Origin of the sequence: Propionimicrobium sp. PCR01-08-3 (assembly GCF_030286045.1) — a bacterium.
Taxonomy (GTDB): domain Bacteria; phylum Actinomycetota; class Actinomycetes; order Propionibacteriales; family Propionibacteriaceae; genus Brooklawnia.
This window is the reverse complement of sequence record NZ_CP127390.1, coordinates 2,618,125-2,634,773: the sequence shown is the minus strand read 5'-3', so window position 1 is coordinate 2,634,773 and position 16,649 is coordinate 2,618,125. Positions and strand designations below refer to the sequence as shown.

Here is a 16,649-nt window from a genome sequence, read left to right as displayed (position 1 = left end):
CGATAGGGCCCGAGACCCATCGTCCGACGAAGTAACTGAACCCGGTGGAATCCGCCACCCGAACAACGCAGCCCGGCTCCAAGTGGGAGCCGGGCTCGCGGGCGTTCACACGCAGCACCTGCACGAAGTCGCCGTTGCACCAGTTCCTGCGCCCGATGTGCGAGAACGCGCCCGATATATCGTGCGCAGCTCACTACTTCGGGCGCGGCTGGGTGGACGCCGTCAACGACGCCGACATGAACGAGAAACACGAGGGAACCGCATGAGCACACAGGTGAACCCGGTAGCTGCCGACTCCATCGACGCGGGTGATGTGGGTGTGGCAGGTAGCGCTGCGTCCCACACCCCGGATAGCGGACTCGGCGAAGCAACCGTGCCCCGCCGCAGCCTCACCGCCGTGAAGCCGGCCACCAAGCCTCGGACTGCCGCGGCCCAGGCCAGCCCCACAGCCATCGTCCCGCGTCCGCAATTGCTCAAGCTGGTCGAACAGACCGGCCGGTTCGCCACCGTGACCGGACGCACCGACCTGGTGCAGCGGCTGGTAGCGACCAGGGCCAGGCTGCAGGATCCCAACGTCCGCGTGGTGGTGGTCGGCGAGTTCAAACAGGGCAAGAGCAAACTCATCAACGCGCTGGTGAACGCCCCGGTCTGCCCGATCGATGACGACATCGCCACCAGCGTGCCGACCGCGGTCGGCTACGGCGAACAGCCCGGCGCATGGGTGATGACCCGGCCCGAAGGTGCCGACCAGACGCGAGGAAAGCCACAGCCCGGCGCACCGGTCGTCCGCAATGTGGTCGACCTCGACCAGCTGGCCGACTATGTCTCCGAGAAGGGCAACCCCGGAAATGAGCGGCATATCGTCGCCGCTGAGGTGGCGCTGCCCCGCGAACTGCTGAAGGACGGGCTGCGGCTGGTCGACTCACCCGGGGTCGGCAACCTGGATTCGACCCAGGCCCTCGCGACCCTGTCGGCGTTGTCCACCGCGGACGCGGTGCTGCTGGTCTCCGACGCGTCGCAGGAATACACCGACCCCGAGGTTCAGCTGCTCAAGCATGCGATGCGCATCTGCCCGAACGTGGCCGCGGTGCTGGCCAAGACCGACCTGTACCCCGAATGGCGTTCGATCCAGCACATCGATCAAGGCCACCTGAAGCAGATCGGCGACCTGCCGATCTTCGCGGTCTCCAGCGACCTGCGGCTGCTCGCGGCCCAGCAGCAGGACCGCGAACTCAACAGCGAATCCGGGTTCCCGGCGCTGGTCACCCACCTGCGCCGCGACGTGGTCGAGCGGGCCGAACTGTTGGGCGCGCGCAGCGCCGTGCACGACATGAGCTTCGCCGTCGAACAGATGACGGTCACGGTGCGCACCGAACTGAACGCCATCCTGCACCCCGAGGACACCCCGCGGATGATCGCGCAGCTCGAGGACGCCAAGCAGAAGGCGGACGACTTCCGCAGCGTGTCCGCACGCTGGCAGGTGGCGCTGGCCGACGGTATGGCCGACCTGATCTCCGACATGGAACACGATCTGCGCGATCGGTTGCGCCGGGTGCAGCGGGAAGCCGAGGAATCGATTGACGACGGCGATCCCGGCCCGATCTGGGACCAGATCACCGAATGGATCGATCAGCGGGTCGCCGCCGCGATCTCCGAAACCTTCGTGTGGACCGAGGAACGCTCGACCTGGCTCGTCGAGGAGATCGCCGAACTCTTCCTCGCCGACGAACGCGAACTCCCGGTGATCGAAGTCTCCTCGGTCGACGGGCTGCTGGACCCGGTTGACGAACTCCCCGATTTCGAGGAGGGGCACCTGGGGGCGGTCGAGAAGATCTATATCGGCGTGCGGGGCTCCCGATCTCGCTGCTGGCAGGGGTGCTGGTAGGACGCCGCGCCTACCGCGAGGACATGGCGAACCGGCTGACCAGACGTCGTTTCGAGGCCAAGAACATCGTCCGCCGCTATATCGACGAGGTGACCTTTCAGGTCTCCAAGCAGCTGAAGGACCGGCTGCGGATCGTGCAACGCACCGCTCGCGACCACTTCACGTCCATCGCGGACGAGCTGCATCGCTCGCTGGCCGAATCGGTGCTGGCCGCCAAGCAGGCCGCCGGTTCGTATTCCGACGAGCAGGACAAGCGGGTCGCACTGCTGAAGGGGCAACTGCAGCAACTGGAGCAGCTACACAGTGGGCTGCCCGCTGTGCAGGCATTGCCCACCGCCGAGGTACGGCGGGCGGTGACCAGATGAACGACGAACTGGACGACGTGGCCGGGCTCATCGCAGACGCCCGGTCGCTCTATAGCCGCGACCATTCGTCCATCGGCACACTGGACGAACTCGATGCCAGGCTGCGTGAGCCGCTGCGGCTGGCGCTCGCCGGCATCGTCAAGGCAGGAAAATCGACGCTGCTCAACGCCCTGCTCGGCGAGCAGATCGCGCCGACGGATGCCGGGGAATGCACGAAGGTGGTGACCTGGTACCGCTACGCGGACACCCCTTCGATCACCTTGCACCCCCATGACGGCCCCAGCCGTCGGCTGCCGATCCGGCGGGTGGCAGGGCAGCTGGTGATCGACATGGACGCCACCTCGGCCGACGAGGTGGAGCGGATCGACATCGGCTGGCCGGCGCCGGTGCTGAAATCGGTCATCCTCATCGACACCCCCGGCATCGCCTCGTTGTCGTCCGATGTCTCGACCCGCTCACTGGATTTCCTGACCCCCTCCGATGCCCCGTCATCAGCGGACGCGATCGTCTACCTGATGCGTCATCTGCACCCGTCGGATCTGGGATTCCTGGAGGCCTTCCGGGACACCGCGGCCGGTGCCTCCCAAACCGTGAACGCGGTGGGGGTGCTCTCCCGCGCCGACGAGATCGGGTCGGGCCGCATCGACTCGCTGCTCTCGGCGGGCAAGGTGGCCAGCCGCTACGAACGTGACGGCGAGCTGGCCCGGCTGGTGCTCGGGGTGGTGCCGGTCGCCGGTCTGCTGGCCGAGGGCGCACGTACCTTGCGCGAATCCGAGTTCCGGGCCTTTCGCGCGCTCGCGAATTGTGACCGGGGCGTCAGGGAGCGTCTGCTGATCTCGGCCGACCGGTTCACCGCCCCGACCGGCGACCTGGCCCTCGACGCCGGCACCCGAAGGCAGCTGCTCAATAGGTTCGGGCTGTTCGGCGTCCGGCTGGCAGTCTCGCTGATCAGGGCGGGTGCGCCCGATTCGGAGCAGTTGGCGGCACAACTCATCGAGCACAGCGGCCTGGTCGAACTGAGGGATGTCATCGACCGGCGTTTTCAGTCGCGGGCCGCCACCTTGAAAATCAGGGCGGTGCTCGACGGGCTGGAGCGCCTGCTGGACGCGGCACCGCGCCCCGGCGACGAGCAGGTGCGCGCCGGCATCGAACGGATCCGCGCGGCCGCGCATGGCTTGCGCGAACTTTCCCTGCTGTCACGGGCGCAGGTGTCAGGCCTCGGGCTGCCCGATGGGCTGAGCGCGGAGGCGGTGCGCATCGTCGGTGGGGATGGCCTGGACGCCGCCAGCAGGCTGGGGCTGGGCGAAGCGGCGGACCCGTCGTCCGGGCGACTGAGACGCCAGGTCGCCTCGGCCATCGACAGCTGGCGGATTCAGGCCATGTCGCCGTTGCTGAACCGGCCAGGAGTCGATGCGTGCCGGATCGTGATTCGCAGCCTCGATCAGATCGCCTCAGGCCTCGCCACCGATACCGGCGACCTCGCCCAGCCCGCGGCGGACATCGTGGCGCCGGGCGGTCCAGCGGATGGCCGACGGCAGATTGCTGATCAGCAGCGCGAGCGTGACGGCTACGATCTGGCCGGCTAACAGCTGGCGGATACTTTCTTCGTTCTCGCCGCCGGCGATGAGCTCGCGGCCCAGCCCGAAGAGCAGCAGCTACGCGCCGAGCGTGACGAGCTGCCACCACCTGGTGCCCGGCTTGCGGTTCATGAACGACACCATCAGGGTGATCTGGACGAGCAGCAACGCGATCATCACCCCGAAGACCGACCAGTAGACGATGTCGGCGGCCTTGTCATAGGTCTCGTCCGGACGATCCGCCTCTACCGCGCGGATGGCATCGGCGATCAGCGGCAGTTGGTCTTCGCGGATCACGAAGAAGAAGACGATCGCCGTCGCGGCCAGCACGAAATTGATCGCCCAGAAGAACTGGCAGGTGCGCACCGCGAAAGGCGGGGGCACCTTCACCACCACCGGTGCTGCATTGCCGTTCAACACAGAAGGACGCTCGGGCCTGGCCTGCGACGGCTTCGCGGTACGAATCCGCGTCACCGCCGGGGCCGGGCCCGAGCTATCCGATCGATCCAGTTCAGTCATCGACATGATTCCACTTGATCGCTATCACTGCTGGTCGAATTCGCCCGGAGCGTCCAAGCCGGGGTCGTAGACGATCGCACCGGCGTCCTCGTACTCGGTGACCGGGTACTCGGTGACCGGAGCCACCTCCACATAATCTGCGGCAGGAACGGTCTCGGCCGGTGCAGCGTCGAGAGGGGCGGCATAGGCCGCGTCCGACGCGCCATCGGTGCTGACGCTCAGCGAGGCGTCCGTGTTGAAGGAGTCGTCCACGGTGAACGAGTCCTCGACCTCGGTGCCGGTAGTCACCGACTCGTCGTTGAACGAGTCGTCGGCCTCGACCTCGACGTCCACCTCGGTCGACTCGTCGTTGAACGAATCGTCGATGTCGATATCGGTGGTGGTGTTGCCGATGCCGATGTCTCCGGTGCTGATGTCGGTCTCGGAGTTGTCGGTGAGCACGTCGTCGCCTGCCGCCACCGAGCCGTCGCCGCTCGCGATGACGGCTTCCTGATCGAAGATCTGGTTGACGTCGCCATGCGCCCAGATGTTCTGATTCACCGATTGGTCGACGATCGTGGCGCGCGCATCGACGGCGAAGTTGTTGGTGATGTGGGAGATCTCCTGGGCCGGGGTGGGCGGGAGAGGCTTCACGGGCGGCAGATAGCCGCCCGGTCCGTGTGCCACCGGTATCACCGGGGCAGGCTGCGCCACTCGCGCGACGACATCGGGCCGGTCAACGACAACCGGCGCGACGGCGCGCACATCGGCGGCGCAGACATTCGATAAACCGGCCGAGGCGAGCGCCTCGTCCGGGTCTGCAGCGAACTGCTCGGCCGCGGCCGGGTCGCGCAACAAACTGAGAATGAACTCGATGAGCGCGTCGGCAATCGTGGCCAAGGGTGTGGACATATCGCAACTCCTGTCGTGCGGGAATTCTGATCTGACCCTAGGCCCGTGCCGCCCGCGTGACATGGGGGTTGGCCCCCATGGTTGTTCGTGGCGGATCGGGGATCAGCTTCGGGGTTCGCCGTTGACGAGCTAATTCGCGCTCACACCCCAAGGGATGCACCGATGACCAGACGCAACTTGGCTATCAGGTCCGAGCGGGAGGTGGCGTCCAATCGGCGGCGGATGCTGGCCACGTGATGCTCGACTGTGCGTGGCGAGATGAAGATCGACTCGCCGATCTCGGCGTAGGTCTTGCCCTGCAAGATCAACTGGGCGATGTCGTTCTCCCGCTCGCTGAGCGGGTTCGGCTCGCGCTGCGCGGTGGCCGGCTGCACCGTTTCGGCGGCCGGGGTCGTCCGGGCCTGCTCGGGCGGATGCAATTCTCGGGCGCAGGCCGGCAGCCTGGCCGCTGCCCGGCGATCGGAGGAGACCCGCTGGGCCGCGTGCGACGCCAGCCTGGCCCCGTCCCAGGCCAGACCGACCGCTGCGAGCGCCCGGGCGGCGGTTTCGGCTTGGCCCGGGTCGGCATTGCCGGCGAGCACCGCGACCCACATCGATCCGGCCTGCGCCATCGCGGCGGCGACCGCGCTGTGCGGCGCGGCCGCGACCAGGGCCTGCGCGTGTGACGCCAGCCGGGCCGGCTCGTTGAGCAGAATGCCCTGTTGGACGAAAGCCCAGTGCAGATGATTCGACCACAGCGGGGGAGACCCCAGCGCTTCGATCAGATCGAGCGCCCGCTTGGACGCCACCCCCAACAAGGAGGCCTCGCCGAGCCGGGCGCCGGCATCGATCAGGGCGCCCAGTGGCAGCAGCGAGTAAATGGAGACATCGGTGTGACGCCGGTGAGCGACCGCGGCATTCCAGGCGGCGCGTAGCGCCTGAACATCTTCATAGTGGCGCGCCAGCATGATTCGCACGGTGCCGAGAAGCATCAGGTCGCGTGTCGATTGCCTGCCGATGAGCCGTTCGGCCTGGGCGAGGGCTTCCCGGGCGTCCGCGGGCCGTTCGGCATAGATGGACGCGAACGCCTGCCACAGCAGCAGTCTCGCTCGGGCCGGATCACCGCCTTGGCCACCCTCGACGGCAGCGACCATGACATCTCGGGCGGTCTGGGGCTGGCCTGCGGCGATCGCAACCGCCGCCGCGATCACCGCAGGTAGTTCGGGAATCGGCCCCACGTGCCGCGATGCGGTATACAACTCGGAGGCACGCACCAGATCGAGCAGCGCGGTGAGATCCGGAACCGGTGCGAGCGAGGCCGCCAGGCCTTCCTCGAGCAACTGCAGGGCGACGCCGAGCGTGGTGGGTGCCGGTGACGACTTCTGAGCCGGAATGGCTCTCTCCGGCATCCCGACACCCAGGTGGGCAATCGCGGCCCGGGCACTCGACTGCGCACTGATCGGTGGCCTGGCCAGATAGCTGTCGCTGCTGATCTGCGGCATGCCGCGCGCGCTCCAGATCGCTGCGGCCAGATCGGTGAGGCCATCGTCGTGCGGATTCCCCGCCGCCGGATCGAGCGCGTCGAGGATCGTGGCCGCCGTGTCCAGGTCGTCCTGCCGCCAGGCATCCAGGGCCCGGGCCGCGGACGAGGGCGCGGGCCCGGTGGCAGGATCGGGATCTGCGTGCTGTTCACCGACCGTTTTCAGACCGGCATGCCGATGAGCGGGGGTGCTCGCCATGACGGCTTCTCGGACGATCGGTGCGGGCTGCCCGTTGCGCAGCAGCAGCCCTTCGGCATGGCCTTGGGCAATTAGAGCGTCCGCGATCCGCGGATCGGCATCGGGGCAGCTCCCCATCGCCTGCGGATTGATGCTGACCACCTCGATCAGCTGTTTCAGGTCATCGTCCTCGCGGGCGACCCGGGCCGCGATCTCATCGGCGAGAACCTGCCGGATCCCGGACAGCTCGGGGTCGTCGTCGCTGCTCAGATACTCGTACAGATACATCGCGCGGATGACCAGCCAGCTGATGCCGCCGGTGAACTCCGTGATCCGTGCCAGGTCCCGGTCGGGGATTTGGAAGGCGTGGGTGCGCTGCAGAGCCAGCACGTCGCGCCGGGAGAGCTGCCCCAGCACAACCATGGGGATCGAACGCTCGATGGTGCGTGCGATGTCGGTCAGGATCTCCGATCGCGGCCAGGGCCGCGCGCCGATGATCAGGCCCGCGTCCGGTTTCGAAACGTGCTCGTGCAGCTGACCGATGACCTGGGCGTCGAGCCGGTGCGCGTCGTCGACGACGAGGGTTGCCGAGCGCGGTAACTCGGCGATCGAGGTTGCCGGACGCCAGTAGTGCACGTCGGTGCCGCGCGCTATCAAGATGTCGGCCGCCTCATCGAGCAACGCGGTGGTGCCGCTGCCCGCCGTTCCCAGCACGAAAAGCCGGGGCACCGCCAGATCGGCGATCGTCCTGAGGGCGGTCTGCGCGCTGGCGAAGGTGACGGTTGCGGCATGATGCGAGTCAAGTTGAGTCATGAGTGATTCCCCCGGTGAGTAGGCGACGTCGAGGGTGGTGACGTGGCGGTGTTGTCGGTCGATTGAACGGTGGCGGACGCTAGCGGATACGGGTGGCCGGTGGAGTCTCGGTCATCGGCTGCTGCCGGCTGCACCAGCAGCCAGACGGCGACCAGCACCACCGCGGCCACGATCAGGGCGATGCGGACGATGCGTGTGAGGTGCGCGCTTGACGGCAGGCGAAGCTTTCGTTTCTGCCGGGGAGCCTCGTCCGGCCGGTCGTCGCCGTCGTCTTCGGTGTGGAGGTCGTTGCCGAAGATGGAGTGGTCGCGTCCGGCAGCCGATTCGAGACCTGCCTGTGCCGCGCCGAGAACCGTGGAGGCCGCCGGATCGGGGTCGATGACGATGGGCCGGTCGAACAACTCGGACAGCCGCTGGGCGATCCGGGGCATCCTCGACGTGCCGCCGATCAATATGATCGCGTCGAGGTCGGCCGCGCCGATCCGGGCATCGTCGAGGGCCTCATCGAGCAGATCGGCGGTGTGTTCGATCAGCGGCTCCGCGAGTTGTTCGAGCTCTGCTCGGGTGAGTCGCACGTTGGTCTGGACGGGCGGCACCATCACCTGGACGGTGACATCGGTTTCGGACGACAGCGCTTCTTTCGCGGCCGTCCCGCTCTCACGCAACCGGACGAGAGCCTCATGCGCCGCGACATTTCCGCTGGTCAGAGTGGATGCCTCGGAAAGCCCCGAAGAATCCACCAGGTATCCGAAGATGGCGTCGTCCAGATCGGCCCCACCGAGATCGTCCAGTTTTCCGGTGGTTCCGGCAGGCCGGACGCTGCCGTCGGAGCCGGCCTTCATGATGGTGCAGCGAAATGTTTCGCCGCCGAAGTCGTAGATGGCGATGTGATGCCCGGCGTCCAGCGAGGCGGTCTGCCGGTAGCGGGCCACCGCGGCCTGCGCCGAGGCGGTGAAGCCGAAGCCGGCGAGACCGCACGCGGTCAGTGCGTCGGAGACGATCTGCAGCCGGTGTGGCCCCCACTCGTCGGGATGCACGATGACCAGGCCGGTGGGCGGCTCGTCCAACTGCTCGGTGGCGCGGTTGGCGACCCACGTGAGCGCTTGAGCAAACGCCTCCGGCGCCTCGATGGTCATCTCGGCGACGGTGAAACCGATCGGGTCGCCGATGCGCCCGGACAGTCCGTGAATGAGGCGTTCGGGATGGGCCTGGCCGTGCAACACGGCCTCGTCCCCGAAAATCAGCACACCGTCGGGCCGGACGAAGACCGCCGCGCTCGTCTGCGTGCCATGGCCCAGCCGAACTGGTTCTGTCGTGGTTTGTCCGTCGGAGCCTTGGTGGGCCACCGCGCAGGCGATGCGCCGTGCACCGATCGAAACGGCCAGATTGTGCTGCGTCACGTCGCGGTCCCCTCCCGAAAAGTCAGTTGGGGTAGTTGAAGCATAAACCGCGAGCAGTTCCGCTAGTGGGGGTCAGATGTTCGCTTTTAGCAAATCCACAGAATGCCGATGTGGCCCGGTCTTCGAGCGGGAGCGCGGAATAGGGTTGATTCATGATCCGGTTCGCCACTATCGGTACCAGCAAGATCACTCACCAATTCGTCGACGCCTTGACCCAGGCGCCCGGCGCCGAGCTTGTCGGCGTCTATTCGCGGAGCACGGATAAGGCGCGCCGGGCGAGCGCCGATTTCGGAGTCGGCCTGACCTGGACCGATCTCGGCGAGATGCTCGGCTCGTCCGACGTCGATGCGGTTTACGTGGCCAGCCCGAACGGCATCCACTATGAGCAGGCGGGACGCGCACTCGAGGCCGGCAAGCATGTTCTCGTCGAGAAACCGGCAGTGCCGACCGCCGCCGAGTTCGCCACGTTGCTGGACGAAGCCGAACGGCACGGGGTCGTGATCTTCGAAGGCATGCGCAACATCTATGATCCCAGCGTCGAAGCGATCAAGGCGCTGCTCGGCACCATCGGGCAGATCCGCCGGGTCTCGTTGAGTTTCTCGCAGCGCTCAAGCCGCTACGACCTGGTGCTCGCCGGCAAGCAGGTGAACATCTTCGACCCGAAGCTTTTCGGGGGAGCGCTCTATGACATCGGGGTCTACTGCGTCGGGTTGCTGATCGAGCTGTTCGGCGTGCCCGAATCCGTCTCCGGCGCCGACGTGACGATCGGATCGGGTGCCGACGGGGCAGGCATCGTGGTGGCCGCCTACCCGGGAATGGCCGCAGACCTCTCGTACTCGAAGATCACCGCTTCCGCCCGGGTCAGCGAGATCCAGGGCGAGCTCGGCACGCTCACCTTCGATTCGGTGACCTCTCCCCGCGAGATCGCCGTCAGCTATCTCGATGGACGCAGCGAAACACGGACGATCGATCTTCCCGCAGACAATCCGGCGGACAACATGGTCTTCGAAATCGAGCGGTTCTGCGACCTGGTCGCCGGTGCCGATCCGACGCCCGATCAGAACCGCACCTTGCGCACCCTGCAGATGATGGACGCCATCCGGGCGTCCATCATCAGGCCCTAACTGCGCGACATCGCCGCGGTCTCCTCGGCCTCCATGCCCGCGACGAACTCGTGTTTGGACGATTGCCAGCCGTCCTCGTTCATTCCGGCGCGCCAGTAACCTGAGATCGAGACGTCGGCCTTGTCGAAGCCGCGCTCGACGAAAAGGTAGCGGCGCAGGTCCTTGACCATCTCGGCGACGCCATGGACGAACCAGCTGGTCTTCCCATTCGTCGGGGTCGCGACCGTGCGGACCTCCTCGGCGAGCTTTTGGCCATAGGGGGCGCCGTCGCGATACACCCAGACGATCTCGACACCGGCGACCGCGGGAAGCTCGAAGACGGACTGCTCGTCGGCCACTTCGAGGAAAGCCACCCCGGCCTTGCCTGCGGGGAACTCTTCGAGCGCCGCGCAGATCGCCGGGGCGGCCGCCTCGTCGCCCGCCAGCACGAAGTAGTCGTAGTCGCCGGTTGGCGTCCAGGCTCCGCCCGGCCCGAAATAGTTGATGCGATCCCCGGGCTTCGCTTGCTCTGCCCACGGCCCGGCGACGCCCGTATCGCCGTGGGTGACGAAATCGATGTCCATCGTCCCGTTCACGGTGTCGCGGCGCCGCAGCGAATAGGTGCGGGTGGTGGGCCGCTCGTCCGGATGCTCGTCGGGGTCGAAAGGAAGCGCGTAGTCAGACCCGGCAGGCGGGAAGAGCAGCTTGACGTAGTGGTCGGTGAAGGGCAGATCTAAGCCCACAAGGTCGGGCGAATCGAGGCTCACCCGGATCAAGCTGGGAGAAATCGTCCGAGTGGCGGTGACGGTTGCGTGACGCACGACTCGCTTGCTGGGTGGCATGTGACCTCTTCCGGTTGATTCCAGATACTTAGGTCAGCCTAACCCGCCGCGTCAAGGAGAGCGGGCGCATTAGTTCGGTTCACAGTAGCCCGCTTCGGTAGGCGGCCACGGCAGCATGCACTCTGTTATCGACACCAAGGACGTCGAAGAGTTGGGAGACATACTGTTTCACTGTGCCTTCAGACAGATACATTGCCTGGGCGATTTGGGAGTTCGAAAGTCCGTGGCCAATGTGGGTGAGGAGTTCGATCTGGCGGGGCGTGAGAGCATCGGTGAGGTGCTTTCGGGCACCTTCGGCCCGCTGGCTGTCATGTTCGCGGGAAGCGAGCCAGCGCGCGACCCGCGGTGAAAATGCGCCGCCGCCTTGTGCGAGTGCTCGGACACTGGTGATGAGCTGCTGGGGATCGTCGGACTTCAGGAGGAAGCCAAGTGCGCCGGCGCCAAGCGCGTCCGAGATGAGGTGATCATCGGAGAAGGTCGTCAGCATCGCGATCGGAAGCTTTGGCTGCTGCCGCCGGATTTCACGCAGAGCCTGAATGCCGTCGAAACGTGGCATCTGGATGTCCAGAAGGGCGACATCGAGGCGATGCCTAGCTGCTTCGCGGACAGCTTCATGGCCGTCGGCTGCTTGCGCGGTGACTTCCATGTCTGACGCAGAGGTGAGGATCGCGGCGATTCCGGTGCGGACGAGCCGGTCGTCGTCGGCGATCAGGATTCGTGTTCGCGCTGCGGGATCATTCTCACGGGCGGTCATGACGCGGGTACCGTTCCTGTTCTACTCACCTGCTCAGAGGCGAAACAGACAACGTAGACATCGACGCGTTCGAAGAAGCTGACCTCGGCTTCGAAGTAGCGGCATTCCTCTGCCGATCGCGCGGGGAACTCATCTCGGGGCGCATCGAGCATGTCCAGGGCCGGAAGCACCTGTTCGACGCTCGCCCTGTCATCGCCCACCGCGATCGCGGCGAACTGAGAGCTACTCAGCACCGGCAGCGTGTTCGCGAGGACGAAGTAGCCAGCAACAACGAATGCGAGTGCGCTCGCAAGGGCCAAGGGCACCGTGATCGCCTTCCGCGCGGCGTTGGCGCGCAGACTGGCCGCTTCGTTTTCGGCCTCGACAATGACCAGGTCGTCCGGTGCCCTGTCTCCTGAGACGCGTGCGTGGAGCGGCAGAGTGAGAGTGATCGAGTACGCGGCCGCTGTGCTATCGACGGAGAGGTGACCATCAAGCATCCTCGCCCGATGACGCAGGCCGGTCAGCCCGAACCCGGGCCCGGTCGATTCAGCCTGCCGCTCGGGCAAGGGGTTGCTGATGCGTGCGATCACGGTCTCGCCATGAGTTTCGACACGAATGGTGACGGGCTGACCCGAAGCATGCTTGGCCGCGTTGGTGAGCCCCTCCTGAACTACCCGCGCCACGGCGTTCGCTGTTTCTTCACTGGCTTTTTCTCTCAGAGTGTCATCGACCTTCGCATCCACGTGCATGCCCGCCCGGCGAGCGCCCTCGACAGAGTCCTCGATCGTCTGCGGTGCCCAGCTTGCAGCGGCGTTGTCCGACTCGCGAAGCAATCGAACCGCGAGTCCAAGGTTATCGGCCGCGTCCGCCGCGAGCTCGCGAATATTGGCGACCTCGGCCCGGTCATCGTCCGATAGGGACGCCGTGACAGACAGCTGCCCGAGCCGTACGGCGATGAGCGTGAGGGAGTGGCCGAGACCATCGTGCATCTCCGCTGCGAGCGTCATCCGTTCCCGCTGCACCGCAGCCCGGGTCTCGCTGGCCCGTCGCTGTGACTCGGTGGCGGCAAGCTGCCAGCCTCGGCGTTGGAACTCTCGCCGCTGGTGAAGGGCGCGACGAATCGTCAACGGGCCGGCGAGTGTCAGGGCCGTCAGTAGTCCGTAGAGCAGGCCCTGGAAAACCGGCTCAATCTGTAGGAGTGGAAGTTGGACCGCGACCGCCGCCGATATCGACCCCGCAGTCACGCCAGACACCGGCGCACGAGGGGTCGTCAATACGAGTGCAACCGCAACAATTGCGACGAGAGTCAGGATGAGCACAGGGGCGTCCGCCAACCAGCGCGTGGACGCACCCGCGCAAGCGCCGGCGATGCAGGCCACAATCGTCTGCCGACCATGACCGGCCATACGATTCCTGAAGCGTTCGCTCATGGCCCCAACCTACAGACGCCGTTTCGGCCGGGACATTAACGATAGTGAACATCAATGACAGACTTTCGGCACTGCTGAGAAGCGGCTCGGTGAACCTAGCCTCACAGGCATGATCGATCTTCTGCGCACGATCCTCGAACAAGCCAGTGCACATGTCGCACTAGTGCTGGTATGTGTCCTGCTGGCCGCCGCGATGGACGCAGCTCTTGGCATAGGCGCCATCCTGCCTGGAGAAACTGGGATCGTGCTGGCCGCGATCGCCCTGTCCGATCGTGCCGAACTTATCGCCCTCGCCGTAGCCACCGCCGCCGTAGGGGCCTTCATCGGCGACCACATCGGCTTCGCGGTAGGCCGTGGGCTCGGATCGCAACTGGGAGACACCAGAGTTATTCGACGGCTTGGAATACACCGATGGAACACTGCTCGCCAATATGTCTCGGGCAGATTCTGGACAATAATCCTTGCGCGACTGCTCCCTGGCATCCGCACCTTTGTCGCCGCCGCAGCAGGTTCCTCCACCATGCCCTATTCAAGGTTCGCCGCAGCCTGCGGAATTGCGTCTGTTCTTTGGGCGACACTCTGGGTCGTCGGCGGCGCCACTATCGGCACCGCGCTCCTGGACGCGGTCGAACACTACACATTGCCCACTCTGACGGTACTCGCCGTTGTCGTGGCGAGCCGGCTATTCGCTCGCCGCCGAAAGAAGGTCCACCTATGAGCCACCTCACCACCAAACGTGCCCGCGCTCACGACTGGGCAACCATCCCCAATGCCATCACCCTCGTCCGGCTCGCGCTCGTCATCCCCGTTGCGATCCTGATCGTCAACAGGTCACAGCACGTGCTGGCCGTGGTCCTGTTGATCGTCTTCGGGGCCAGCGACTGGGTCGACGGCTACCTCGCGCGCAAACTCGGTCAGTCCAGCAGAACAGGTGCTGTGCTCGACCCGATCGCAGATCGCATGGGTGTCGCAGTGATCGCGTTAGCGCTCGTCGTCGCCGGTCAGCTAGCCATCTGGGTCGTTCTGGGCATCGCGGCAGTCGACGTCACCCTCGCTGTGACCTACCTCATCGTGCGACCGAGCCATGCTCCTGGAGTGTCTTGGATCGGAAAGATTCGCACAGCCGTGCTGATGGCAGGCATCGTGCTGGTCGGGCTCGGAGCGATCCCGGAACTCGATCAACTCGGCCTCGCGGGGCAAGCGCTCTGCATTATCGGAGCGGCCCTCCACCTCGTTGCAGGAATCGGGTACTGCTCCTCTATTGTGCGTGGACCTCGTGAAGCCTGAACAGGGGCGCATTCACGTCTGTCAGGCCCAAGATTTCCTCGAACACCCTGTCGCCTGCGGAACGTGGCCGGGAGTTCGATTTCAGCCTGGTAGCTCTGATCGAAGGCTTGGTTCGCACGGACTGCCTCCTCTAGGCAGCACAAATGACGAGTGTCACGTTCTGCCCGCCGAATCCAAATGAGTTGCTGATCGCGGCCCGCACGGGCGAGCGGCGGGTCTTTTTGACGACGTCCAGCTGGATTTCGGGGTCGATGGTCTGCAGATTGGCGGTCGCGGGAATGATCCCTGATTCAATGGTCCGTGCCGTGATGATCGCTTCGACGGCCCCCGCTCCTCCGACGAGGTGGCCCAGCGCGCCCTTCGGAGCAGTGACGTTCACACCGTCGCCGAATACTTCAACGAGCGCCTGCGCCTCGGCGCGGTCACCGATGATCGTCCCGGTCGCATGGGCATTCACGTGGCCGACATCGTTCGGGGTGAGACCACCGCTCGCGAGTGCCTTGCGGATGGCACGGACCTGGCCGATTCCGCCCGGCTCGGTGCCGGTGATGTGGTGTGCGTCCGAGGTGATGCCCCATCCGGAAAGCCAGGCATGGATGTGGCCGCCACGTGCGGCGGCGTGGCTCTCGCTTTCGAGAATCACGATGCCGGCTCCCTCACCGAGTACGAAGCCTCGGCGGTCGGTGTCGAACGGCCGGGAGAGTCGATCGACCGGCCCTCCGTCCGGTTTGGCGAGAGCCTGGGCTTGGGCGAACCCGGCGAGGGTCAAAGGAGTGATCGCCGCCTCGGCTCCGCCTGCGATCACCACGTCCGCCTCGCCCTCTTGGATGAGTCGCGCACCCATCGCGATGGCCTCCGCTCCCGATGCACAGGCCGACGTGGGGGTAAAGACTCCGGCCTTCGCGGCGTACTCAATGCTGATCTGGGCTGACGCGCCGTTGGGCATCAGCATGGGCACGGTGCGCGGTGACACTCGCCGCGGACCGCCGCTCTCAAGAGTGTCATCTTGGCCGAGCAGCGTCTGAATGCCTCCTATTCCGGTCCCGACGGCCACCGCCAGGCGTTCGGGCTCGATGTCGCGAAGCCCCGCCTGCTGCCACGCCTCGTTGGCTGCGACAAGTGCCAACTGTTGACTCCGGTCGAGCTGCCGTGCCCGGACGCGGCCAAGAACCGTTTCGAGATCGGTCGTCACGGGAGCGGCGACACGAACCGGGAGGTCAGCCCATGACGCGTCCAGCTCGTCCAGTTCGCGTGCTGCCGAGCGCCCCTCGATCAGGCCTGACCACAGGGTGTCCACGTTGGCTCCCAGCGGGGTCACCGCTCCGTGGCCGGTCATCGCAATCCGCATCAGCGTTCTCCTGTCTTGTATCGTATACAACTACATTTGTATCACATACAATTAAGAGGTGGCCGACAAGAATCAGCACAGGCAATCCGTTCGTGGTGCAGGCACGCGTTGGAGGATTCGCGAGGCCGCGATGGCCCTCTTCCGAGACCGCACGTTCACCGACGTCACGGTGAGTGTGTTGGCCAAGGCCGCCGGCGTCTACCCCAACCAAATCACCCACCACTTCGGCTCCAAGGACGCGCTGTATATCGACGCCGCATTCGGGCTTCTGCTGCGAGACACCGAACGCCTCAAGAAGGCAGGTCGTAGAGTGTCCACACCTGATGGTCTGCGCGAGGTGCTCGCCCGAACTGCTCTCACCATGCCATCTACGACCGTCGTGGTGAGCGCGCTCGCCCTCGCGCGCGGGAACCCCGCGGTGCAGCCGACGGTCGAGACTGGACTCAACCTCCTGTTTCGCCACTCCGAGCGGTTCCTGGAGAAAGAACTTGGCGAACACGGATGGACGACAGACCAAGGTGTCGGCCGGGCGGCGAAGACATTCTGGAGCGCGGTCTTCGGCGCCGTGCTTATCTCTCAGGCCGGCTTCCCAGGAGGGCCGTCCTCTGTCGACGTGGCGGCCACACTGTCGCTTCGCCCGGTTGATGAGAGGTAGCTTCGCCCTAACTGCATCAGTTCTCGAGCTCGAGAGAGACGAGAACCTCGACTACACGGCGATTCTTGAATCGCGCCGTAGAAGGTGTTGCGCTTCCCCTC

16 protein-coding genes are annotated in these 16,649 nt (G+C 65.8%); 8 read left to right on the top strand and 8 right to left on the bottom strand.

From position 1 onward, the window contains the following. The first annotated feature begins 44 nt into the window (after positions 1-44). From QQ658_RS12225 to QQ658_RS12210, 4 genes are read left to right on the top strand one after another with little or no spacing between them, the layout of a single operon-like run. A complete protein-coding gene (locus tag QQ658_RS12225) occupies positions 45-266 on the top strand; it encodes a hypothetical protein (protein ID WP_286025112.1) in 222 nt (73 codons plus the stop codon). Then, positions 263-1,885: a dynamin family protein gene (locus QQ658_RS12220; RefSeq protein ID WP_286025111.1), complete on the top strand. Its 1,623-nt coding sequence runs from the start codon at positions 263-265 to the stop codon at positions 1,883-1,885. The genes QQ658_RS12225 and QQ658_RS12220 overlap by 4 nt, the downstream gene beginning before the upstream one ends. After that, positions 1,876-2,250, top strand: coding sequence for a hypothetical protein (locus QQ658_RS12215; protein ID WP_286025110.1), 375 nt, complete (start codon positions 1,876-1,878; stop codon positions 2,248-2,250). Before QQ658_RS12220 ends, QQ658_RS12215 begins: the two co-directional genes overlap by 10 nt. Beyond that, positions 2,247-3,836 (top strand): dynamin family protein, encoded by a 1,590-nt coding sequence (locus QQ658_RS12210; protein WP_286025109.1) that lies wholly within the window; start codon positions 2,247-2,249, stop codon positions 3,834-3,836. The genes QQ658_RS12215 and QQ658_RS12210 overlap by 4 nt, the downstream gene beginning before the upstream one ends. A gap of 69 nt (positions 3,837-3,905) precedes the next feature. Here the strand turns inward: QQ658_RS12210 and QQ658_RS12205 are convergent, their stop codons facing one another. The 4 genes from QQ658_RS12205 to QQ658_RS12190 all read right to left on the bottom strand — a co-directional run bounded on the left by QQ658_RS12205 (position 3,906) and on the right by QQ658_RS12190 (position 9,147). Continuing rightward, positions 3,906-4,346 carry a hypothetical protein gene (locus QQ658_RS12205; RefSeq protein WP_286025108.1) on the bottom strand — a complete coding sequence of 147 codons (441 nt, stop codon included), beginning with the start codon at positions 4,344-4,346 and terminating at the stop codon, positions 3,906-3,908. Between the two features lie 24 nt (positions 4,347-4,370). Beyond that, positions 4,371-5,237: an IniB N-terminal domain-containing protein gene (locus QQ658_RS12200; RefSeq protein ID WP_286025107.1), complete on the bottom strand. Its 867-nt coding sequence runs from the start codon at positions 5,235-5,237 to the stop codon at positions 4,371-4,373. A gap of 140 nt (positions 5,238-5,377) precedes the next feature. Further along, positions 5,378-7,747 carry a helix-turn-helix transcriptional regulator gene (locus QQ658_RS12195; RefSeq protein ID WP_286025106.1) on the bottom strand — a complete coding sequence of 790 codons (2,370 nt, stop codon included), beginning with the start codon at positions 7,745-7,747 and terminating at the stop codon, positions 5,378-5,380. After that, positions 7,744-9,147 (bottom strand): Hsp70 family protein, encoded by a 1,404-nt coding sequence (locus QQ658_RS12190; RefSeq protein ID WP_286025105.1) that lies wholly within the window; start codon positions 9,145-9,147, stop codon positions 7,744-7,746. Before QQ658_RS12190 ends, QQ658_RS12195 begins: the two co-directional genes overlap by 4 nt. A gap of 152 nt (positions 9,148-9,299) precedes the next feature. On the opposite strand from QQ658_RS12190, the gene QQ658_RS12185 reads away from it, so the two are divergent. Further along, a complete protein-coding gene (locus tag QQ658_RS12185; RefSeq protein ID WP_286025104.1) occupies positions 9,300-10,271 on the top strand; it encodes a Gfo/Idh/MocA family protein in 972 nt (323 codons plus the stop codon). Here QQ658_RS12185 and QQ658_RS12180 read toward each other — a convergent pair. From QQ658_RS12180 to QQ658_RS12170, 3 genes are all read right to left on the bottom strand, one after another. Then, positions 10,268-11,092 carry a siderophore-interacting protein gene (locus QQ658_RS12180; protein ID WP_286025103.1) on the bottom strand — a complete coding sequence of 275 codons (825 nt, stop codon included), beginning with the start codon at positions 11,090-11,092 and terminating at the stop codon, positions 10,268-10,270. The two genes, QQ658_RS12185 and QQ658_RS12180, sit on opposite strands and share 4 nt — an antisense overlap. A gap of 79 nt (positions 11,093-11,171) precedes the next feature. Then, complete coding sequence (locus QQ658_RS12175; protein ID WP_286025102.1) at positions 11,172-11,846, bottom strand: response regulator transcription factor; 675 nt, start codon at positions 11,844-11,846, stop codon at positions 11,172-11,174. Next, positions 11,843-13,258 (bottom strand): sensor histidine kinase, encoded by a 1,416-nt coding sequence (locus QQ658_RS12170; protein ID WP_286025101.1) that lies wholly within the window; start codon positions 13,256-13,258, stop codon positions 11,843-11,845. The genes QQ658_RS12175 and QQ658_RS12170 overlap by 4 nt, the downstream gene beginning before the upstream one ends. A gap of 109 nt (positions 13,259-13,367) precedes the next feature. On the opposite strand from QQ658_RS12170, the gene QQ658_RS12165 reads away from it, so the two are divergent. Next, positions 13,368-13,976, top strand: coding sequence for a DedA family protein (locus tag QQ658_RS12165; RefSeq protein WP_286025100.1), 609 nt, complete (start codon positions 13,368-13,370; stop codon positions 13,974-13,976). After that, a complete protein-coding gene (locus QQ658_RS12160; protein ID WP_286025099.1) occupies positions 13,973-14,545 on the top strand; it encodes a CDP-alcohol phosphatidyltransferase family protein in 573 nt (190 codons plus the stop codon). The genes QQ658_RS12165 and QQ658_RS12160 overlap by 4 nt, the downstream gene beginning before the upstream one ends. 130 nt (positions 14,546-14,675) lie before the next feature. Here QQ658_RS12160 and QQ658_RS12155 read toward each other — a convergent pair whose 3' ends face one another. Next, a complete protein-coding gene (locus QQ658_RS12155) occupies positions 14,676-15,893 on the bottom strand; it encodes a beta-ketoacyl-[acyl-carrier-protein] synthase family protein (RefSeq protein WP_286025098.1) in 1,218 nt (405 codons plus the stop codon). Positions 15,894-15,951: 58 nt separating this feature from the next. Between QQ658_RS12155 and QQ658_RS12150 the strand changes: the two genes are divergently transcribed. Next, complete coding sequence (locus QQ658_RS12150) at positions 15,952-16,548, top strand: TetR/AcrR family transcriptional regulator (RefSeq protein WP_286025097.1); 597 nt, start codon at positions 15,952-15,954, stop codon at positions 16,546-16,548. The last annotated feature ends 101 nt before the right edge of the window (positions 16,549-16,649 follow it).